General features: G+C 66.8%; 19 protein-coding genes. 15 read left to right on the top strand and 4 right to left on the bottom strand.

What is annotated here, in order from left to right:
- The 3 genes from E2493_RS03655 to E2493_RS21045 all read left to right on the top strand — a co-directional run.
- Window positions 1–3,099 (top strand): hybrid sensor histidine kinase/response regulator (locus tag E2493_RS03655; protein WP_135083834.1); only part of this gene is annotated, 3,099 nt, incomplete at its 5' end.
- Window positions 3,100–3,110: 11 nt separating this feature from the next.
- Window positions 3,111–5,216 (top strand): response regulator, encoded by a 2,106-nt coding sequence (locus tag E2493_RS03660; RefSeq protein WP_135083836.1) that lies wholly within the window; start codon window positions 3,111–3,113, stop codon window positions 5,214–5,216.
- A 241-nt stretch (window positions 5,217–5,457) separates the two neighbouring features.
- Window positions 5,458–5,625: a hypothetical protein gene (locus E2493_RS21045; RefSeq protein WP_167737368.1), complete on the top strand. Its 168-nt coding sequence runs from the start codon at window positions 5,458–5,460 to the stop codon at window positions 5,623–5,625.
- A gap of 12 nt (window positions 5,626–5,637) precedes the next feature.
- Here the strand turns inward: E2493_RS21045 and E2493_RS03665 are convergent, their stop codons facing one another.
- Together E2493_RS03665 and E2493_RS03670 are read right to left on the bottom strand one after the other, a co-directional pair.
- Entirely contained in the window at window positions 5,638–5,868 is a 231-nt protein-coding gene (locus E2493_RS03665; protein ID WP_135083838.1) for a DUF6894 family protein, read from the bottom strand.
- Window positions 5,869–5,930: 62 nt separating this feature from the next.
- Window positions 5,931–6,569 carry a nicotinamidase gene (locus E2493_RS03670; RefSeq protein WP_135083840.1) on the bottom strand — a complete coding sequence of 213 codons (639 nt, stop codon included), beginning with the start codon at window positions 6,567–6,569 and terminating at the stop codon, window positions 5,931–5,933.
- A gap of 196 nt (window positions 6,570–6,765) precedes the next feature.
- On the opposite strand from E2493_RS03670, the gene E2493_RS03675 reads away from it, so the two are divergent.
- The 6 genes from E2493_RS03675 (at window position 6,766) to E2493_RS03700 (ending at window position 13,875) form a co-directional block, all read left to right on the top strand.
- A complete protein-coding gene (locus E2493_RS03675) occupies window positions 6,766–7,467 on the top strand; it encodes a response regulator transcription factor (RefSeq protein ID WP_135083842.1) in 702 nt (233 codons plus the stop codon).
- Between the two features lie 96 nt (window positions 7,468–7,563).
- Window positions 7,564–9,030: a cell division protein FtsZ gene (ftsZ, locus tag E2493_RS03680; protein WP_135083844.1), complete on the top strand. Its 1,467-nt coding sequence runs from the start codon at window positions 7,564–7,566 to the stop codon at window positions 9,028–9,030.
- A 164-nt stretch (window positions 9,031–9,194) separates the two neighbouring features.
- A complete protein-coding gene (locus tag E2493_RS03685; protein ID WP_225421127.1) occupies window positions 9,195–10,796 on the top strand; it encodes a PAS domain-containing sensor histidine kinase in 1,602 nt (533 codons plus the stop codon).
- Window positions 10,797–10,920: 124 nt separating this feature from the next.
- The gene (locus E2493_RS03690) at window positions 10,921–12,495 is read left to right on the top strand and encodes an MFS transporter (RefSeq protein WP_135083848.1); all 1,575 of its coding nucleotides are present in this window, start codon (window positions 10,921–10,923) and stop codon (window positions 12,493–12,495) included.
- A gap of 168 nt (window positions 12,496–12,663) precedes the next feature.
- Entirely contained in the window at window positions 12,664–13,296 is a 633-nt protein-coding gene (locus E2493_RS03695; RefSeq protein ID WP_225421132.1) for a PAS domain-containing protein, read from the top strand.
- Between the two features lie 57 nt (window positions 13,297–13,353).
- The gene (locus tag E2493_RS03700; protein ID WP_135083852.1) at window positions 13,354–13,875 is read left to right on the top strand and encodes a sensor histidine kinase; all 522 of its coding nucleotides are present in this window, start codon (window positions 13,354–13,356) and stop codon (window positions 13,873–13,875) included.
- 91 nt (window positions 13,876–13,966) lie between these two features.
- On the opposite strand, the gene E2493_RS03705 is transcribed toward E2493_RS03700, so the two are convergent.
- Window positions 13,967–15,340 carry an alginate export family protein gene (locus tag E2493_RS03705; protein ID WP_225421128.1) on the bottom strand — a complete coding sequence of 458 codons (1,374 nt, stop codon included), beginning with the start codon at window positions 15,338–15,340 and terminating at the stop codon, window positions 13,967–13,969.
- Between the two features lie 96 nt (window positions 15,341–15,436).
- Entirely contained in the window at window positions 15,437–15,799 is a 363-nt protein-coding gene (flaF, locus tag E2493_RS03710) for a flagellar biosynthesis regulator FlaF (RefSeq protein ID WP_135083856.1), read from the bottom strand.
- Window positions 15,800–16,113: 314 nt separating this feature from the next.
- Between flaF and motA the strand changes: the two genes are divergently transcribed.
- From motA to E2493_RS03740, 6 genes are read left to right on the top strand one after another with little or no spacing between them, the layout of a single operon-like run.
- Window positions 16,114–16,998, top strand: coding sequence for a flagellar motor stator protein MotA (gene motA / locus E2493_RS03715; protein WP_135083858.1), 885 nt, complete (start codon window positions 16,114–16,116; stop codon window positions 16,996–16,998).
- Window positions 16,982–17,296, top strand: coding sequence for an STAS domain-containing protein (locus E2493_RS03720; RefSeq protein WP_135083860.1), 315 nt, complete (start codon window positions 16,982–16,984; stop codon window positions 17,294–17,296). The genes motA and E2493_RS03720 overlap by 17 nt, the downstream gene beginning before the upstream one ends.
- On the top strand, window positions 17,293–17,658 hold the full coding sequence (locus E2493_RS03725) for a response regulator (RefSeq protein ID WP_135083862.1): 366 nt from the start codon (window positions 17,293–17,295) through the stop codon (window positions 17,656–17,658). Before E2493_RS03720 ends, E2493_RS03725 begins: the two co-directional genes overlap by 4 nt.
- Complete coding sequence (locus tag E2493_RS03730; protein WP_135083864.1) at window positions 17,655–19,814, top strand: chemotaxis protein CheA; 2,160 nt, start codon at window positions 17,655–17,657, stop codon at window positions 19,812–19,814. Before E2493_RS03725 ends, E2493_RS03730 begins: the two co-directional genes overlap by 4 nt.
- Complete coding sequence (locus E2493_RS03735) at window positions 19,811–20,320, top strand: chemotaxis protein CheW (protein WP_135083866.1); 510 nt, start codon at window positions 19,811–19,813, stop codon at window positions 20,318–20,320. The genes E2493_RS03730 and E2493_RS03735 overlap by 4 nt, the downstream gene beginning before the upstream one ends.
- Window positions 20,317–21,201 carry a CheR family methyltransferase gene (locus E2493_RS03740; RefSeq protein ID WP_135083868.1) on the top strand — a complete coding sequence of 295 codons (885 nt, stop codon included), beginning with the start codon at window positions 20,317–20,319 and terminating at the stop codon, window positions 21,199–21,201. Before E2493_RS03735 ends, E2493_RS03740 begins: the two co-directional genes overlap by 4 nt.
- Window position 21,202 lies beyond the last annotated feature (1 nt).

Consider the following 21,202-nt stretch of genomic DNA (forward strand, 5'->3'; position numbering starts at 1 on the left):
GGCGACCTTTCCAAGAAGATCACCGTCGACGTGAAGGGGGAGATTCTCGCCCTGAAGGACACGATCAACGTCATGGTGGACCAGCTCAACTCGTTCGCGTCCGAGGTGACCCGCGTGGCCCGCGAGGTCGGTACCGAAGGAAAGCTGGGCGGCCAGGCGCAGGTGCCCGGCGTCGGCGGGACCTGGAAGGATCTCACGGACAACGTGAACCTGATGGCCACCAACCTCACCAACCAGGTGCGCGGTATCGCCGACGTGGTGACCGCGGTGGCGCAGGGCAACCTCAAGCGGAAGCTGACCGTGGACGCGAAGGGCGAGATCGCCGCCCTCGCCGAGACGATCAACTTCATGATCGAGACGCTGTCGACCTTCGGCGATCAGGTGACCAACATGGCCCGCGAGGTCGGCATCGAGGGCCGCCTCGGCGGCCAGGCGCGCGTCCCGGGCGCCGCCGGCCTGTGGCGCGACCTCACCGACAACGTGAACCAGCTCGCCGCCAACCTCACCAACCAGGTGCGATCGATCGCCGACGTGGCGACCGCCGTGACCAAGGGCGACCTTACCCGCTCGATCGCCGTGGAGGCATCGGGCGAGATGGCGGCGCTCAAGGACACGATCAACGAGATGATCCGCAACCTCAAGGATCAGACGCTGAAGAACGCCGAGCAGGACTGGCTGAAGACCAACCTCGCCCGCTTCTCGCGCATGCTCCAGGGCGAGCGCGACCTCACCACCGTCTCGAACCTGATCATGTCCGAGCTCGCGCCGCTGGTGAACGCGCAATATGGCGTTTTCTATGTGACGAAGCGCGAGGAGGAGGAGACCAAGCTGGAGCTGGTCGCCAGCTACGGCGCGGAGAATGCCGATGAGCTCAAGCGCGAGTTCAAGCTGCGCGAGGGTCTGGTCGGCCAGGCGGCGGCCGACAAGCGGCCGATCCTGCTCCAGGACGTGCCAGGCGAGTTCATCCGCATCGGCTCGGGCCTCGGCCACGCCAAGCCGGCCAGCGTCAACATCCTGCCCGCTTTGTTCGAGGACGACGTCAAGGCAGTGATCGAGCTCGCCTCGTTCAGCGAGTTCAACGAGACTCACCAGAGCTTCCTCGATCAGCTGATGGAATCGGTCGGCATCGTGCTCAACACGATCGCCGCGACGATGCGTACCGAGGGCCTGCTCAAGCAGTCCCAGCTGCTCACCCAGGAGCTGCAGGCGCGTCAGACCGAACTGACCACCAAGCAGGAAGAGCTCCACGCGACCAACGAAGAGCTGCAGGAGAAGGCGCAGCTTCTCGAGAACGAAAAGAAGCAGGTCGAGGCGAAGAACATCGAGATCGAGATGGCGCGCCGCGCGGTCGAAGAGAAGGCCGAGCAGCTCGCCCTCACCTCCAAGTACAAGTCCGAGTTCCTCGCCAACATGTCGCACGAGCTTCGGACGCCGCTCAATTCGCTGCTGATTCTCTCGAAGCTGCTGGCGGACAATCCGCAGGGCAACCTCAACGAGAAGCAGACCGACTTCGCCCGTACGATCCACTCCGCGGGCTCCGACCTGCTGAGCCTGATCAACGACATCCTCGATCTCTCCAAGATCGAATCGGGCACGGTGTCGATCGAGGTCGGCGAGATGCCGATGAGCGGTCTCAAGCAGCATATGGAGCGGACCTTCCGCCAGCTGGCGGCCGACAAGAACCTCGATTTCAACGTCGAGTTCGACCCCAATCTGCCGGGCGCGATCCGCACCGACGAGAAGCGTCTCCAGCAGATCGTGCTCAACCTGCTGTCCAACGCCTTCAAGTTCACCTCGCATGGCGGAGTGACCCTGTCGGTGAGCACCGCGCGCAGCGGCTGGAGCCCGAGCCACCCGGTCCTTCGCGGCGTCGATCAGGCGATCGCGATCGCGGTCACCGACACCGGCATCGGCATTCCCGAGGACAAGCAGAAGCTCATCTTCGAAGCCTTCCAGCAGGCGGACGGCACGACGAGCCGCAAGTACGGCGGCACCGGCCTCGGCCTCTCGATCAGCCGCGAGATTGCACGGCTGCTCGGCGGCGAGCTGCAGGTGACCTCGAAGGTCGGCGAGGGCTCGACCTTCACCCTGTACGTGCCGCTGCAGGCCGCCGCCCCGAGCGCGGCCGCCGGCGGCAGCACGGCACGTTATGACAACACGGGCGCGATGGTGCCTTCGGCGCTGCCGACCGGCTTCGAGGTCAGCGACGACCGGGATGATCTCGGTGACGATCCGTTCGTGCTGATCGTCGAGGACGATCCCACCTTCGCCTCGATCCTGCTCGACCTGGCGCATGGCGCCGGCCTGAAGGGCGTCGTCTCCACGGCCGGAGCCGGTACGCTGGCGATGGCGCGCAAGCTCCAGCCGCACGCCATTACGCTCGATCTCGGCCTCGCCGACATCGACGGCTTCGTGCTGCTCGATCTGCTGAAGCACGATGCCCAGACCAGCCACGTTCCGATCCACGTCATCTCGGGTGCGGACAAGCTCGCCTCGGTGATGAACATGGGTGCGTTCGGCGTGACCGAGAAACCGGCCGATCAGGAAGTGCTCGCCCGCGTGTTCCGTGATCTCGCCAACCACATCAGGACCTCGGCACCGTTGCTCGAGATCGTCAGCGATCCGGAGGAAGCGCCGGCGCTGCCGACGACCAGCCTGCGCGCGGTGCCCGAGCTCGCCGGCGCGAAGATCCTGATCGTCGACGACGACATCCGGAACATCTACTCTCTGACCAGCGTGCTCGAGAGCTACGACGTCGAGGTGCTTCATGCCGAAGGCGGCAAGGACGGCATTGCCATCCTTGAGCAGCATTCGGGCATCGAGATCGCCCTGATCGACATCATGATGCCGGAAATGGACGGCTATGAGACGATGCAGGAGATCCGCAAGCGTCCCCAGATCGCCGAGGTGCCGCTGATCGCGGTCACCGCCAAGGCGATGAAGGGAGACCGCCAGAAGTGCCTCGATGCCGGCGCCTCCGATTACATCGCGAAGCCGGTTGACATCGACCTGTTGCTGGCGCTCCTGCGCGTCTGGATTGCCCGTGCGCGCGACGACGTGCGCTCGGCGCAGGGTGACAGCCTCAACGCGGCGGAATGAGCAAGAGCGGAATGCGTATCAGTCCCCGAATTGCCCGCGATGGTGCGGCTCTGCCCGAGGCTTCGGGCGCGGCCTCGGACGAGGCTGCGGAGCGCCCGCGCGTCTTGGTCGTCGACGACGACGAGCGCAACCTGCTCGCGATCCGCACCGTGCTGGAGGACGTGGGCGACATCGTCGAGGCACGGTCCGGCGAGGAGGCGCTGCGCCACCTGCTGAAGGGCGATTTCGCGGTGATCCTGCTCGACGTCTACATGCCGGGGATCGACGGCTACGAGACGGCTCAGATCATCCGCAGCCGGGAGCAGACCAAGCGCATCCCGATCGTTTTCCTCTCGGCGGTCAACAAGGAGGCCGAGCACCTGATCCGCGGCTATTCGATGGGCGCGGTCGATTACGTGTTCAAGCCGGTCGATCCGGTGGTGCTGCGCTCGAAGGTCGCGGTCTTCGTGGACTTGTTCGCGATGCGCCGGGAGATCCAGCGCAAGGCGCTCCAGGAGCAGGCGCTGCTCGACGCCAACCTTCGCGCCAACGCGGAACGCCTCCGGGTGGAGCAGGAGCTGCGTCTCGCCGAGCAGCGGCAGGCGGCAATCATCCAGTCGCTGCCGATCGTCCTCTATCTGGAGGCGCTCGACGCCGCCCCGCGCGTCCCCAAGTTCGTCAGCGGCAATTTCGGGGCGCTGACCGGCTATGCGTTCGAAGAGATCCAGAAGACTCCGACCCTGTGGGCCGACCGGCTCCACCCGGACGACCGCGAGCGGGTCGGGACTGCGCTGGCCGGGCGCCCGCACGGCCGTTCGATGGCCGTCGAATACCGCTGGCAGCATGCCGACGGCCAGTATCGGCATTTCCTCGATCAGGCGGTCCTGCTTCGGGATGCCGACGGCAAGCCGATCGAATTCGCCGGCACCCTGCTCGACGTCACCGATCGCAAGGATCTCGAGAGCCAGCTCGTCCAGGCGCGCAAGATGGACGCGATCGGCAAGCTCACCGGCGGCATCGCGCACGACTTTAACAACCTGCTTGCCGCCGTTCTCGGCGGATTGGGCCTGATCGAGCGGCGGGCCGAGCTGCCCGAGGAGCAGCTCAAGATCCTGCACATGACCAAGCGCGCGGCCGAGCAGGGTTCGGATCTCGTCGGCCGCCTGCTCGCCTTCGCACGCCGCCAGCAGCTCGAGCCTGCGTGTATCGAGATCCCGGCGCTGGCGACGGCGGTCACCGACCTGCTCGCCCATACCCTCGGCGGCCTTGTCGAGCTCGACTGGCAGATGGACGATGGCCTCTGGTGCGCCTTCGCCGATCAGGCCCAGCTCGAGCTCGCCTTGATGAACCTGATCATCAATGCCCGCGATGCCATGCCGGATGGCGGCACGATCTCTGTCTCGGCGGAGAATCGCGACGTCGGCGAGGCGGGTGAGGACGGGGTGACCGGCGGCCGCTACGTGGTGCTGACCGTCGCGGACAGCGGCTGCGGCATCTCCCCCGAGCTCCTCGAGCAGGTGATGGAACCCTTCTTCACCACCAAGGAAGTGGGCAAGGGTACCGGCCTCGGCCTGTCGATGGTCTACGGCTTCGCGAAGCAATCGGGCGGCGCCTTCCGGCTGAACAGCATCGTCGGCGAGGGGACCCGCGCCGAGATCTGGTTGCCGCGCGCGGCCGAGAACGTCACGGCGCGAGCCGACGATCCGGAACGTCGGCGGCTCGGCGATGCGCAGGCGACGCCGCTTCGTATCCTGCTGGTCGACGATCATGACGGCGTTCGGGCGACAACCGCAGCGCTTCTCGCCGACCTGGGTCACGAGGTCCTCGAGGCTTCGGACGGTCGCGAGGTGCTCGGCATGATCGGCGACACGGCGGACGGAATCGACCTGCTGATTACCGATTACGCGATGCCGCACGTCTCCGGCGCCGAGGTGATCCGGCAGGCCCGCGAGCTTCGTCCGACCCTCCCCGCGATCATCATCACCGGCTATGCCGACGCCCAGTCGATCGCCCGGCGGCCGGACAACGTGCAGGTCCTGGCGAAGCCGTTCACGCCCCACCAGCTGAACGCCGCGATCGTGGGCGCCGCCGAGGCCGGCGCGGCCGCTTCCCAACCCCTCAAGGCTGCCGCCTCCTGATCACGTCCACCCGGTCCATCCGGGCCGACGGTCGAAGCCTGTCTGGGCCTGAAATGAAAAGCCCCCAGCCCTTTCGGGCCGGGGGCTGGGTGGTGATCAGTGGGGTGGGGGGGGGATCCTGATCACCGCGGGGGGACTGCCTGAACGTCCTTCCTTGAGAGCGGTTCCAACGTAACACGCATTCGTCTTCCGAATCTTCATCGCCCAAGGTAAACCTCGACCGATTCGGACCAACAGAGCCATGACCGTGGACAAAGAAACCCGGGAAGAGCGGCGCGAACGGCAATCGCGCGAGGTGGAGGAGAGCCAGCAGGCTCTGCGTCAGAGCATCGAGAAGACCCAGAAGCTTCTCGACGAATCCGAAAACATGCTGAAGCGCCACCGTCGGGAGCGGGAAACCGACGACTGAAGCGGCGTCTGACTAATAGGCCGCGGAGCGCAGCGGCACCTTCAATACCGTTCGATGGCTCTCGTCCTCGACCTCGATCCAGCCATGTTGTGGAAGATCATCGGCGAGCAACTGCTTGCGCACGATGGCACGGGCGGCGCGCAGCGCCTCGGCATGAGCCGCCGTCTCGTCCCGGCAATGCTCCCCGACCACATCAGTGGCCTCGAAACGATCGCAGCAGACGTTGAAGTAGAAACGCGGCACGAGGCGTCAACGCGCATCCGGCGCAAGCTTTCCCTCGTCCGCGGATGCCGGCGCGGCTTTGCTCACAGAACAGTGACCCCGGCCCGCGCGAAGCGGTCCTCGGCTTCGTCGCTCGTGGTGCGACCCTCGGCGGCAGGCATCGCGATGGCGCGGGTGAGATCCTTCACCACCACCGCCTCGAAGCCCTCGCGAACCGCATCGAGCGCCGAATAGGCAACGCAGAAATCGTAGGCGAGACCGACCAGGACACAGCGTCGCGCGCCCTTCTCGCGCAGATAGCCGGCGAGGCCCGTGGAGGTGATTTGGTCGTTCTCGTAGAAAGCAGAATAGGAATCGACGGCCGGGTTCGTGCCCTTGCGCAGGATCAGGTCCGCCCGGTCGGCTGCGGCGACGAGCCGCGGATGGAGGGCTGCGCCGGGCGTGCCCCGAACGCAGTGGTCGGGCCAGAGCACCTGCGCCCCATACGGCATCTCGGCGGTCGCGAACGGCACCCCGCCAGGATGATTGCCGGCGAAGGACGCGTGCTCCGGCGAGTGCCAGTCCTGGGTAATGACGACGAGGGGGAAACGCTGCGCCAGCGCAGCGATACCGGGCATGATCTCGTCGCCGCCCGCCACGGGAAGGGCGCCGCCAGGGCAGAAATCCTTCTGCGGATCGATGATCACGAGGACATCATCCGGACGGACTTCAAAATCGGTCATGCTGCAGTTCCTCGACGGTGCCGACCCACCTAGCCCAGGCCGCGGCCGCCTGCCAGTAAGGCTACGCACTTCCACCTAAGGTAGATTCCCGCGCTTCCCGGTTAACCTTTCCCGGGGCATCAGGATCTCGTCAGGGTGAAGGGCGACCCTTGGGACGAAATCGCCCGAATCGGTCAATCAATTCGGGGGTCTTGTGATGCGTATCCTTTTGGTCGAGCCTGACGTCATGACGCGGAAGCGGCTCAGCGTCGCGCTTTCCAGCGGTGGATTCAACGTCGAGGCGGTGGCCAGCGGCGAGGACGCTCTCGATCTTGCCCGATCCTTTGAGTTCAGCGTGATCGTCTCCGAGCTCAACTTGCCGGATCTTCATGGATTCGATCTCATTCGAAAGCTGCGCGCGGCGAAGATCAAGACGCCGCTGCTCGTGCTCAGCACCGTCGACCATATCGACACCAAGGTCGCCGCGTTCGGCGACGGCGCCGACGATTACGTCACCAAGCCGTTCCACCCCGGCGAGCTCGCGGCTCGTCTCCGCGCTCTGGTGCGCCGCTCGTCCGGCCATGCCGACCGCATCGTGCGCACCGGCGGCCTCTCCATCGATCTCGACGCCAAGACGGTGGAGCTCGACGGCAACCCGGTCGATCTCACCGCGAAGGAATATGCGGTGCTCGAGCTGCTCGCGCTGCGCCGCGGCCGGCCGATCACCAAGGAAATGTTCCTTGACCACGTTTACGGCCACCTCGACGAGCCGATCAGCAAGGTGATCGACGTCTATATCTGCCGGCTGCGCAAGAAGCTGGCGGCGACCAGCACCGGCGAGAGCTATATCGGCACCCTGCGGGGCCGCGGTTACGTGCTGCGCGAGCCGGAGAGCGAGCCGAGCCTCCTCGCGGCCTGATCTGCGGACCCGCCGCCGGGCGCCAGGGCGGCGCCGGCCTCTTCATCGACGAATAATCAGAACGGCCCGGATAGGGGCCAGAACGGGGACACTCCTATGTTCGATCTCGACCCACGTCCGAACCCCGAGCTTCGTCCGCGCATCTGCGTGGTCGGCGTCGGCGGCGCCGGCGGCAATGCCGTCGCCAACATGATCCGCGGCGGCGTCCATGGCGTCGAGTTCATCGTCGCCAACACCGATGCGCAGGCGCTGAACGCCTCGCCCGCGGAGGTCCGGATCCAGCTCGGGCGGGGCGCGACGCAGGGCCTGGGCGCCGGCGCCCAGGCGATGGTCGGCAAGGCTGCCGCAGAGGAATCGATCGAGGAGATCGACCGCGCGCTCGAGGGAGCACATATGTGCTTCGTCGCCGCCGGCATGGGCGGCGGCACCGGCACCGGCGCGGCGCCCGTCGTCGCCGCCGCCGCCCGCGCCAAGGGCATCCTGACGGTGGGCGTGGTCACCAAGCCGTTCGCGTTCGAGGGCCGCAAGCGCAGCGCCTCCGCCGAGGACGGCCTCGCCGAGCTCAAGTCCTGCGTCGATACGCTGATCGTCATTCCGAACCAGAACCTGTTCCGCGTCGCCAGCCCGGACACGACGTTCCGCCAGGCCTTCCAGATGGCCGACGAGGTTCTGGAGCACGGCGTGCGCAGCATCACCGACCTGATCATGATGCCCGGCGTCATCAACCTCGATTTCGCCGATATCCGCGCGATCATGGGCTGGATGGGCAACGCGATGCTCGGCACCGGCGAGGCAAGCGGCGACGACCGCGCCGTCCAGGCGGCCGAGGCGGCGATCCGCAATCCGCTGCTCGACGGCGCAATCGACGGCGCCAAGGGCCTGATCATCTCGATCACCGGCGGCGACGATCTCCGCCTGATGGAGATCGATGAAGCTGCGAACCACATCAAGAGCGTGGTCGATCCGGATGCCGACATTATCTGGGGCTCGTCCTTCCTCCCGGAACTCGAGGGACGCATCCGCGTCTCGGTCGTGGCGACCGGCATCGACAGCGAAGCGGAAGCCGTCCCGGCGGCACGCCAGGATCCGCTCACGCCGTGTCTTCCGATCGCGCGCAAGCCCGCGACTCCGGCTCCCGCTCCCGCCGCAGCGCCGGCGGCCGCTCCGATCTCGCAGCCGCGCGTCCAGGCGGCCGCCGCCGAGGAGACTCCGCCGCCGGTTTCGCCCGTCGAGACCCGTCGCCAGGCCGTTGCCCCTGTCATGCAGCCCGTCTCGGTTCCGGTGCTCACCGCCGAGGCTCGCCTGATCGCCCCGACCATTGCCGGCAGCGACATGCCCACCGACGGCCAGCGGATCTGGGTGACGCCCGGCAAGATCGCCGCGCCCTCGCCGGTTCCGGTCCCGGAATCGAACGACGAGGCGCCGGCCGAAGTCCGTGCGGCAAGTCTGTTCGAGCGCATGGCCGGCCTCGCCCGCGGTGGCCGTCGCATCGCCGCCGAAGCGCCGAGCGTTCCCGAGGAAGCCGGAGTCTACCGCCGGCGCCCCCTGGTCCGCACCGCCTGATCGGCGCGCCACCGCAGCGTCTTCCCCGAACCATGCCAACCTTTGCAACGCTGCGGCCGAGCGCGCCTAGTGCATTGGACTGGCGACCCTTTTAAGGTGCGACGAATCGCCGACGAGCAGGGGAAGTCGTGCCGTATCTCGACCGTGCTGATGCACCCCCTCAATTGAACAACGCCCTGCGCATCCTCGAAGATGCGCAGGGCGCTCCCCTGTGTTCCGAAGATCTCAGTGCCTTGATCGCCGCCGCGCTGGCCGAACTCCAAAGCTATGAGCAGGCGAGGCGCCGCCGCGAGCATCATCTCACCTGCCTCTGGGCCTGCAGCCCGCAGCTCCATTGGATCGCGGACAGGGAGAACGATCTCGTCTGGGTGAGCAGGGCATGGACCGAGCTGACCGGCCGGCCCATCCAGGAGGCGCTCGGCCACGGCTGGCGGCAGTTCGTTCATCCCGACGATGCCGATCAATATTTCGCCGCCGCGCGCGAGGCCCGGTTCGCCAGCGGCAGCTACGACCTGCGCTTCCGCGGCCTTACCGCCGACGGCAGCTACCGCTGGCTACGGACGCGCGCCGTCGGCCGGGACGATGAGACGGCCGGTGCGGCGTTCGTCTACGGCGTGACGGAGGATGTGCACGACCAAGTGGTTGCCGAAGCCGCTCTCGAGCGGTTGGTGGAGCGATCGGAGCTGGTCGGGCTCGCCACCAACGACATCATCTGGGATCGCGATTTCGATGCGAACCAGCTCACGTGGAGTCGCGCGATCGGCGCCTTCTGCGAAGACCCCGCCGAGGCAACCTGGACCTGGTGGGAGAACAACATCCACCCAGCGGATCGGGAGCCGACGCTCGCGAGTCTCCGCGCCTTCCTTGCCGACAGTGCCGCGCCGAGATGGCAGCTGGAGTATCGCTTCCGACGTCCGGACGGGAGCTACGCCACGTTTCTCGATCGCTGCTACGTTCTTCGCCGGGACGACGGCAGCCCGCGACGGATGATCGGCGCGATGACCGATCTCAGCGCACGGGTGGAGGCGGACGCGAAGATCAAGCAGCTCCAGTCGGAGCTGATTCACGTCTCGCGCCTCAGCGCCATGGGCGCGATGGCTGCCACCCTGGCTCACGAGCTGAACCAGCCGCTCGCTGCCGCGACCAACTGGGTCGGGGTCGCGAGCGTCCTCGTCCAGCGATCCGCCGATGTGCCGGAGCAGGCTGGATCGGCGCTCGATCAGGCGCGCGCCTCGATCGCCCGCGCCGGGGAGATCATCAGGCGGATCCGCACCATGCTCTGGCGCGGCAACAACAATCGGGAGGTGCACGACATACGCGCGCTGATCGACGAGAGCCTGAGGCTGGCGCTGATCGGAGCCACCGCATCCGGGATCGCATGCCGCGTCGTTGCCCATAGCATCGACATATTCGTCGATCGCGTGCAGATCGAACAGGTGCTGCTCAACCTCGTGCGCAATGCGATCGAGGCGATGGCGTCGCAGAGCCGGCGCGAGCTTCTGATCACCGCGCGGCCGAACGGGGAGTTCGCCGAGGTGACGGTCGCCGACACCGGGCCGGGCCTCGACGAGGAGCTTCAGGCGCGGCTCTTCACGCCTTTCGTCACCACCAAGGATCAGGGCCTCGGCGTCGGCCTCTCCATTTCGCGGACGATCATCGAGGAGCACGGAGGATCGATTCGTGCCATCGTCAACCCGGACGGGGGCACGACCTTCGTCTTCACGCTGCCGCGGGCCCGGCAGGTGTCGGAGGACGGTGCTAGGTAGCATTACCTAACGTGATTTCCCGCAATCGAAGCGGTGCGACGGTCGCCCTAATTAGCCGGCGGCCCCTGAGACGCGGACAGCGGCGGCGGCCTCTCTCCAATCGCTAAAGCAGTTCCATCTCTCCATGAGACTTACCCATGTGCAGGGCTCGGTGAGCCCCGAAGAGCTCCATCGCGGCGTCAATCGGCTGATGGCGGATGCCGCGTTCGCGACGATCGTCGGCACGCTGAACAGCGGTGTCGTCCTCGTTGCCTACGCCCTGTTCCTGGGCGCCTCACCGACCGTGATCGGCATCCTCGCCGCCGTACCCTTCCTGTGCCAGCTCCTGCAGGCGCCGGCGATCCTCCTTGTCGAGCGCGTCCGCTCGCGCCGGCTGATCTCGATCTGCGCCTTGTTCACCGCGCGCCTCGCCCTGCCGCTGATGGCCGCCCTCGCCTTCCTGCCGAACAAGAATGTGGCGCTCGCCCTTCTCGTCATCGGAGAGATCGTCCACTGCGCCTTCAACTCGGTCGCAGGCTGCTCGTGGAACAGCTGGATCCGCGATCTCGTCCCGTCCGACACACTCGGCAAGTTCTTCGCTCGCCGCACCGTCTGGGCCACGCTCCTCGGGGCGGCCGGCACCGCCTCGGCCGCCGGCGCGCTGGAGCTCTCCAACCGCGGCTATGCGGGCGCCGGCATCGTCTTCTTCACCCTTTACGCGGCTGGATTTGCCGCAAGCCTCGTCAGCACCTGGCAGCTTGCCCATGTGCCGGAGACCGAGATGGTCCGCCCGGCGCACCGGCGCAGCCTGAACGGCCTGCTCAAGAAGCCGCTCAAGGACCGTAACTTCCTCACCATCGTCCGCTTCCTGGCCTCGTGGCAGTTCGCCGTGAATTTCGCCCTGCCCTTCTTCACCGTCTTTCTGGTGCAGCAGGCGGGCTATTCTGCCGGCTTCGTGCTGTTCCTCAGCATCATCAGCCAGCTCTCCAACCTGCTGGTCCTGCGCGGCTGGGGCGAGCTTTCGGATCGCTTCGCCAACAAGACCGTGCTCGCCGTGGCGGCCCCCGGCTTCATTGCGTGCATCGCCGCGATGGCGATCGTGCCGGAGCTCGGATCGAGCCGCTCCGCCTATCTGATCACCCTGCACATCCTGATGGGAATGGCATCGGCCGGCGTCGCGCTCGCCTCGAACGCGATCACCATGAAGGCGGCGCCGGAGGGCGAGGCGCACGTCTACATGGCGACGAGCTCGCTGATCACGTCGACGGCGGCGGGCGTGGCTCCGCTGATCGGGGGCCTATTCGCCAGCTATTTCGCACATCGCCAGCTGAGCTTCGATCTCACCTGGACCAGCCCGGAAGGCGTGGCCGAGGTCGTCGCTTTGTCGTTCAACTGGTGGCAGTTCTATTTCCTGATTTCGGCTGCGATGGGCGTGATTGCCCTGATGCGACTGTCTGCGGTCACCGAGCAGGGCGCCGTCCAGCCGCGCGAGATGATCGTCCATGTGCTGAACAGCGCCCGCCGCGGCATCCGCAACGCCTCGCCGGTGGCGGGACTTCGCGCCAGCGTCGCCTTCCCGGCCGCCGCCCTCATCGAGGCCCGGGGGCGCAGCGGCGCGCAACCGTGGCGCACGCCGCGCCATGCCGTGACGGCCGTGGCGCGAAGCCTGCTGAGGCCGCGTCGCGCCGGGGGCGGACTCCCGGCGGCCGCCCAGCTCTAGGCGCGCTGGCACGACCCGCTCCCGCAGGGGCAAGGTTGAGTCTCGACACTCTCGAAAATGCCTCTATCCTCAATCACGTGCCCGCCTCGGGCATGCCGATGCGAGCCGTAAACGCGGGGACCAGCTGCGTTCCGTCGACGCATCGCTTGAGCGGATCGGAGCGTGACCATGTCCTCGGAGCGGCGCGTGACAGCGGGCGGCCTGCGGGGCTGGGGCGGGCTCGGCGCTCTCCTCAAGCAGGAGTTCGATGATCCCGAGGCTCTCCTCGAAGCGGTCGAGCGAGCCGCCGATCGAGAGGAACTGCTGCTGGAGGCGCTGCGAATCGCGGGCGTCGGTGCCTGGGAGTTCGATCCGGCGAGCCAAACGCTCAGCTGGTCCGACGAGACGTTCCGCATCTTCGGCCTGGACCCGGGGTCGACCGTCCCCTCCAACGAGCTGTTCTACAGCTTCGTGGAGGAAAGTGATCGCGAGAGGATGTTGAGCCGGCAGGCGCTCTCCTACGAGACCGGAGCCATCTTCGACGAGGAATATCGGATCATTCGCGCCGACGGCGAGCTGCGCTACCTGAACAGCCGAGCCCAGATCGTCCCGCGCGGCAAGGATCGCAACAACCGCTTCCTTGGAGTCGTTCGGGACGTCACCGAGCGCCGCATTTTCGAGCAGAAGCTCGAGGCCGAGCGCGCGGTGGCGCAGAAGCTCCAGTCCGATCTGATCCACATCTCCCGGGTCAGCGCGATGGACACGATGTCATCGGCGATGGCCCACGAGCTGAACCAGCCGCTGACGAGCATCACCAACTAGTCCTCGGCGATCGACGGGCTGCTCAACAGAGGCGCCGATCCGGCCACCCTCGGCGAAGTGCTCGCGCACCTGCGGGAGAGCGTTCACCGGGCGGCGACCATCGTCCGGCGCCTGCGTGAGATGACCATGCGGGGCGAGGTGAAGCGGGATTCCGTCTCTCTGGGTGATTGCGTCCGGGAGGCGACCGCCCTCGCTTTGACCGGCTCGACGGTGACCGTCAGCTACGATGTTCCGGCGAAAATGGTTGTCCTGGCCGACCGGATCCAACTTCAGCAGGTGCTCGTCAATCTGGTCCGCAATGCGATCGAGGCAATCGGCGACCGCAGCGACGGCCGGATCGACATCGCCGCCAAGGAAGAAAAGGGCGTCGTACGCTTGCGGGTGCACGACAACGGCCCGGGAATCCCCGCGGATGTTCTGCCGACGATCTTCGACTCCTTCGTCTCCACCAAAGCGCAGGGGATGGGCGTCGGCTTGGCGATCAGTCGCACGATCATAGAATCCCACGGTGGAGAGCTGACGGCACGCTCGAGTCCAGGGGAAGGCGCCACCTTCGACATAGTACTGCCGACGGCCTGACGCCGGGCGCAGCGGCCTACAGCTGTGCGGCAAAACGCGAAGGGCCGACGACATTTCTGCCGCCGGCCCTCCGCTTCGCCTTCGTCGAGGCTCAGAAGTCGAACGTCAGGTCGACGCCCGCGTAGCGCGTATCACCCCTGTCCGGGGCGTTCGGCGCGTCCTCGAGGAAGCTGCCCTTGTCGAGATACGCGAGGGTGGCGTCGAGCCGCGCGACCTTCGGGATCAGCCAATAGCGGCCGCGGACCTCGAACAGCTGGCCCGCATGCCGCCCGCTCGTTCCGGCGCGATCGCGCACGCCGGTCGCACCGAAGCTGTCGGTCGGAGAATCGAGCCAGAGCCCGCGCGCCGTCAGGATCGTGTCGAAACGCTTCGACGGCGCGGCCTCGAGGCGGACGCCGCCGGAGACGACGTTAGCGCGGCTGACCGGTCCGAACAGGCTGACCGGACCGAAATCGGTGCGGCGCGATCCGAACAGGGCGTCGAAGCGATTGTAGGTGGCGGCGTTCGCCTTGTCGCCGCTTGCCTGATCGAACAGGAAGGACAGGCGCGGTTTCCAAGCGCCGGTGAAGGTCCGGCCGGCTTCTGCGTGAATGAACCAGGCCGAGACGTCCAGATCCCTGGTATCGGTCGCCGCCTTGGAAGCGCGGACCGCGCCGAACTGATAGGCGGCCTCGAGCTCGTAATCGAGCATCGCCGCGGCCGGAGCGCGGAAGATGCGGAAGCCGGGGGTGAACAGGCGGCGGTTCGTGGTCGGCCGCTCGGCGCTGTCCTTCTCCTTCAGGGCATAAGCGTAGACTTCGACGCTGCCGCCGAGCACCTTCGCCTTGGTGAAGCTGGCGCCCGAAAACTGCAGATCGGTCGTCTCCGGGTCCCACTGGACCTCATTGTCGAGCAGGCTCTCGACATCGTCCGGCTCACGCAGGTGCGGCATCGCCCAGAAGGCGACCAGGCGATCGCCGCCCGCGCTCTTCCAGTCGAGGTTGACGCCGGTATAAGCCGGGATGCGGTTGCTGGAACCGGCCGCGTCGAGCAGCCGCTTGGAGCCGATCGGCAGGGTGAAGCGGCCGGCGGTCAGCAGAGCGCTGGAGCCTTCGGCAAAGGCATCGCCGAGCTCGAGCGCGACATAGGCCTGGGTGAGCTCGACGGGATTGATATCGCTGGTGCCGGCGGAGCTGTTCCGCTTCTGGCCGTACCCGCGCGAGTCGGTCACTTCCGCACCGATGCGCAGCGGACCAGCATCATATTCGGCGAGAAGGGTGGAGCGGAACGACTGCAGAAAGTCGCTCTCCGGGGCGCCCGGGCGAAACTGTCCGTCGATCGCTTCGGTGCGGCTGCGCACCGAAGCCTTGATGCGCCACGCGTCTCCCGCGCCGATCGCGTCCTGGAGCGGCGCCGCCGCTGCGGGCGCGTGGGAGAGGAAACAGGCGAGGCCGGACACGGCCGCGACGAGGCAGGCTTTTCTCACTTCGGTCATCCTTGATTGAAGTTGACCGAATTATAGGAGCGCCTGCCGCCTCGTTCCGGGTGCGGGCCGGGTTTTGGCCCGACCCCGTATTTTACCTCAGGCTGCCTGCAGATTCTCGTTGGCGAGACCGTCGATGATCGCGCGATTGACGGTGATCAGGTCTTCGATGCTGTCACGGCCCGCAACGACTTCGCTGGTATAGCGATCGACCCACAGAGCGATCGAGATGATGCTGGCGCGAAGCTCGTTCGGCAGCTGGTTGCCCGGCGCGGCGCAGGTCGAGGAGAAGGCGCTCCACACCTCACGGTTGCGATGCAGCGCAGGAACCAGGGCAATCCCGCTGAGGCCGCTGTCGCGCGCGTGGATCATCTCGCCGGTGATCTGGCTCATCAGGCGGTATTCCGTGGCGCGGGGGGATTCCGCAATGGTGCGCACACGGCGGTATGCGTCGAGCGACATTGAATACTCCTCGTGTCGTTTCCCACTCATCATAGGACGGCGCGCGGCCCGCTTGGCGCGGCCCGGCAACTTTTTCCCGGGCGCTCCGCCGCTCGCGAAGCGCCGACGCCTATAATGCGGAAGCGCTGCCGAGCCGCGGCCGCGCCCGCTTTCCCGATGAGGACACGATGGCAGACCCTTACCTCCGCGCGCGTCCGCGACAGGCTGAATCGATCCGCCGGACCGGGCCAGCAACATTTCGCGGGCGCACCGGCCACGGCCACTGCCCGGCCTCTCTATAAGTCAGATTAGTCAAGCTCCTGATCGGATCTACCATGCTGAACGGTATCGGTTTCGTCGTCATTCTCGTGTGCGTGTTCGGGAGCTTCCTGATCTCGGGCGGCAAGCTCGAGATCGTGCTCCACGCCCTGCCGCACGAAATGATGGCGATCGCGGGCGCGTCGATCGGCGCCTTCATCGTCGCCAATTCCGGCGGCACGGCGAAGAGCGCGCTCAAGGGCATCGCCCGCTCGTTCAAGGGGCCGCGCTGGAAGGACAGCGATTATCGCGACCTTCTCGCCCTGCTGTTCGGACTGTTGACCACCTTCAAGAAAGGCGGCGCGACCGGCATCGAGAAGCATCTCGACGCGCCGGGCGAAAGCGCTTTGTTCGAGCGCTATCCGCGCCTCCTCGCCGATCATCACCTGATCGACTTCATCTGCGACTATTTGCGGATGATGACGGTCAACTTCGAGGATCCGCATCAGATCGCCGAGGCGATGGAAAACGACATCGACAAGCACCATCACGAGGAGCTGCTGCCGCAGCATGCCCTCCAGACGATGGCCGACGGCCTGCCGGCGATCGGCATCGTCGCCGCGGTGCTCGGCGTGATCAAGACGATGGGCTCGATCGATCAGCCGACCGAGATCCTCGGCGCGATGATCGGCGGCGCCCTGGTCGGTACCTTCCTCGGCGTGCTCCTTTCCTACTGCTTCGTCGGCCCTCTCGCCTCGAAGCTCAAGGAGACGATCGACGCCGATTGCCACCCCTTCCAGCTCGTGAAGACGGCGATCGTCGGATACGCCCAGGGCATTCCGACACAGGTCGCGATCGAGATCGCGCGTCGCATGACCCCGTCTCACTACGCGCCCACTTTCCAGCAGCTCGAGACCGCTCTCGACGAGGCCAAGGATGAACTCAATGCAATCCCAATTTGATGCCGAACCGGCAGGACCCCTGGTCCTTCCGCCGCACGGTTCCACCGTCGTCGCCGAGGACCTGCGCGTGCGCCTCGTTTTGGCTTCGGATGTGGACGGCGACATTGTCGTCGACGGATCGGACGTGGAGAGCATCGGCCAGGCCGTGCTCCAGCTGCTGATCGCCGGCCGCGAGGAAGCCGAGCGCAACGGCCACGGCTTCACCATCGCAAATCCGAGCGCACCGCTCCGCAGCAGGCTCGAGGCCTGCGGTCTGGCCACGCTGTTCGGGCTCGAAGAAGAGGACCAGGTTCAATGAGCAAACTCATTCTGACGGTGGACGACAGCGCGAGCATGCGGATGCTGCTCAAGACGTCGCTGACCGCGCAGGGCTTCACGATTGAGGGTGCCAATGACGGCGTCCACGGGCTCGAGCGCATCCAGGAGGTCAACCCCGATCTCCTGATCACCGACATCAACATGCCGAAGATGGACGGCTTCGGGCTGATCGAGGAAGTGCGCAAGCTTCCCCAGTTCCGCGGCCTGCCGATCCTCGTCCTCTCGACCGAATTCTCCGACGAGAAGAAGGCCCGTGCGCGCGAGGCCGGCGCCACCGGCTGGATCACCAAGCCGTTCGACGCAACCAAGCTGGGAGCGGCGATCCGCCGGGTGTGCCCGTGAACGACGAACTCGACGAAATCCAGGCGATCTTCTTCGAGGAATGCGCCGAGGGCCTCGCGACGGCCGAGGAAGGACTTTCCGCAATGGCCGCGGGCGATCACTCGTCCGAGACCATCGCCGGCGTGTTCCGCGCCGTTCACTCGATCAAGGGCGGCTCGGGCGCCTTCGGTCACGCCGCGCTGCTGGCGTTCTCGCACCGTTTCGAAAACGTGCTGGACGAGGTTCGCGGCGGCAAGATCCCGCCGACGGCCGAAGTCACCAAGACGATGCTCGCGGCGTTCGACATCCTGTCCGACCACGTTGCCGCCGCGCAGGGCCAGGGCGCCCTGCCGGCCGACGAGGAGATGCTGGCCGAGCTCGATCGGATCCTCGAAACCAAGGGCACCGGCGGCGCCGCCGCGGAGCCCGCAGCCGCCGCTCCCGCAGCCGCGCCCGCGGCCGACGAGATGGGCTTCGTGCCGGTGACGGTGGAACTGGAGGAGTTCGCGGATCCGTTCGGCTTCGAGCCGGTCGGAGTCTCGCTCGACGACCTCGACTCGCCGCCCCCCGCGTCCGGTGACTGGCAGATCCGTTTCCGTCCGTCGCGTGCGGCCATGGCCAACGGCGCCGAGCCGATGTTCGTGATCCGGGAGCTCGAGGAACTGGGCGGTCGCGTCACCGGCGTCGACAGTGCCGCGCTGCCCGATCTGCGCGATCTCGACCCCGAGGAGAGCTATCTCGTCTGGACGCTGTCGCTCCCCGGCAGCGTCGAGGAAAGCGCGATTTCCGATTGCTTCGACTTCGTGGCGCCCGATTCCGAGATCGAGATCCTCCGCGAAGCGCCGATCGAGCCGGAGCCGTCGAAGACCGAGGTCCCGGAGCCGACCGCCGAGGCCGCCCCGGCCGCGTCCGGCGCGCCGCCGGCCCCGGCGCCCCGTGTTGCTGCTGCGCCTCGCGCAGAGGGCGGCGAGGCCAAGACTCACGAAGCCGCCCAGACCATCCGCGTCGATCTTTCCAAGCTCGACATGCTGCTCAACCTCGTCGGTGAGCTGGTGATCCGCGGCTCGATCCTGTCCGACCGGCTCTCGCCGCGCGATCAGGAGCGGGTCGAGCTTCCGGAGCTCGCGCGTCTCACCCGGGAGATCCAGGACAATGTGATGTCGCTGCGCGCGCAGCCGATCCGCCAGGCCTTCTCGCGGGTGCCGCGGATGCTTCGCGATCTCTCCGCGGAGACGGGCAAGCAGGTGCAGCTCGAGACCATCGGCGAGATGACCGAAGTCGACAAGGGCGTGATCGAGAAGATCGGCGATCCGCTGACCCACATGATCCGCAATGCCGTCGACCATGGCATCGAAAGCCCGGCCGATCGCATCGCCGCCGGCAAGTCGCCGGAAGGCACGATCCGCCTCTCGGCCGAGCAGAAGGGCGCGCGCATCTTCGTGCGCGTGGCCGATGACGGCCGCGGCATCGATCGCGAACGGGTCCGCGCCAAGGCCGTGGAAAAGGGCATCATCTCGGCCGACGCGGTCCTCTCGAACGAGGAGATCGATCAGCTGATCTGCGCCCCCGGCTTCTCGACTGCCGAGACGATCTCGAACATCTCGGGTCGCGGCGTCGGCATGGACGTGGTGCGCAGCAACGTCGAGGCGCTCGGCGGGCGCGTCGAGATCCAGTCGGTGCCCGGCGAAGGCACCACCTTCACCATGGCCCTGCCGCTCACCCTGGCGATCCTCGACGGCATGATCGTCCGGTTCGCAGAGCAGCGGTTCGTCCTCCCGCTCGCCAACGTCGTCGAGGCGGTGCGGCCGGAGCCGGGCCAGGTGCAGCCGATGACTCCGACCTCGGAGGTGATCGAGCTGCGCGGTTCCTACCTGCCGGTGAAGCGCCTCAGCGACATGTTCGGTCTGGCCGCCAACGATCCCCGCACGCCGGAGGAATCCCTGGTGATCATCGTCGACAGCGAAGCCGGCAACATCGGGCTGATGGTCGATTCGATCGACGATCGCCGCGAGGTCGTGATCAAGAGCCTCGACGAGAACCTGCACCCGATCCGCGGCATCGGCGGCGCCACCATTCTCGGTGACGGCTCGATCGCCCTGATCCTCGACATCGACGCACTGCTCGCCGGCGCGAGCCACAGCAACGCCAAATATTCCCCGAAAGGAATTGCAGCATGACCACCGCCAACGTTGAAACCATCGCCGCGGCCGATCGCAAGATCGTGACCTTCACTCTCGGCAAACAGGTCTTCGGCATCGACATGAAGTCGCTGATCGAGATCCGCGAGTGGGAAGAGCCGACGCCGCTGCCGAGCGTCCCGGCCTACATCCGCGGCGTCACCAACCTGCGCGGCACGGTCGTGCCCGTGGTCGGCCTCTCCGAGCGTCTCGGCTGGGAGCCGAGCGTGCTCCACTCCCGCTCGTGCATCCTCGTCGTCAATATCGACGGCAAGCGGGCCGGCTTCCTGGTCGATCACGTTGCCGACATCATTCCGATCAGCGACAGCGACATCCAGCCCGCCCCCGACGTCGAGATCGGCGAGCAGGGGATCATCTCCGGCCTGGTTCAGGTCCCGAACAAGATTCAGGGCGGCGAGGACGCGGTCAACGACAGCGGCACGATGGTGCTGCTGCTCGACCTCGAGGCGCTGAACGTCACCCGTCACCTGGAAATGGCCGCGTGAGTCTCGCCGGAGCCAAGGCGGTCGGTCGTCCAACGGCTCCGGAGGCCGCGGGCGCGAACGGTGCCGAGCTCGGATCGACCGAGTTCGCCGCCATCGCCGCGATCATGCAGAGCGACGCGCGCATCCACCTCGCCCCGGGCAAGGTGACGCTCGTCCAGTCGCGCCTGAACCGGCGAGTCCGCAAGCACGGCCTGGACAGCTTCAAGGACTATGTGAAGCTGGTCCAGAGCAACGCCGAGGAGCGGCGGGCGATGGTGGTCGCGCTGACCACCAATCACACCCACTTCTTCCGCGAAGGCCATCATTTCGATCACCTGCGCGAGACGGCCATGCCGTGGCTGAAGAAGCAGGCGGAGCACAAGCCGGTGCGTATCTGGTCGGCCGGCTGCTCGAGCGGCGAGGAAGTCTATTCGATCGCGATGTGCCTGCGCGGCCCCGACCGCGGCACCGCGAGCTGGCTCGATCGTGCCGACGTGAAGCTGCTCGCCACCGATCTCAGCCCGATCGTCGTCGATACCGCGCGCAGCGGCGTCTACCCCGCCAATGCGGTGCAGCCGATTCCCGCGCCCTATCGTGCGAGCTGGCTGCGCCCCGAGGGCGCCGACTTCGCCGTGGTCGACGAGGTGCGCAAGATGGTGACGGCCCGCGTGCTCAATCTGTTCGAGGCCTGGCCGATGCGCCAGAAGTACGACGTCATCTTCTGCCGCAACGTCATGATCTATTTCGACGACGCAGCGAAGGCCGAGCTCGAGGCGCGCTTCGTCGATCTGCTCGTCCCCGGCGGCTATCTCTACATCGGCCACTCCGAGCGCCTGATCGGCGCCGCGGCGACCCAGATGAAGCCGGCGGGCCACACGATCTACGTCAAGGAGGGGCGCTGAC

Origin of the sequence: Sphingomonas parva (ex Maeng et al. 2020), assembly GCF_004564275.1 — a bacterium.
Classification (GTDB): domain Bacteria; phylum Pseudomonadota; class Alphaproteobacteria; order Sphingomonadales; family Sphingomonadaceae; genus Allosphingosinicella; species Allosphingosinicella parva.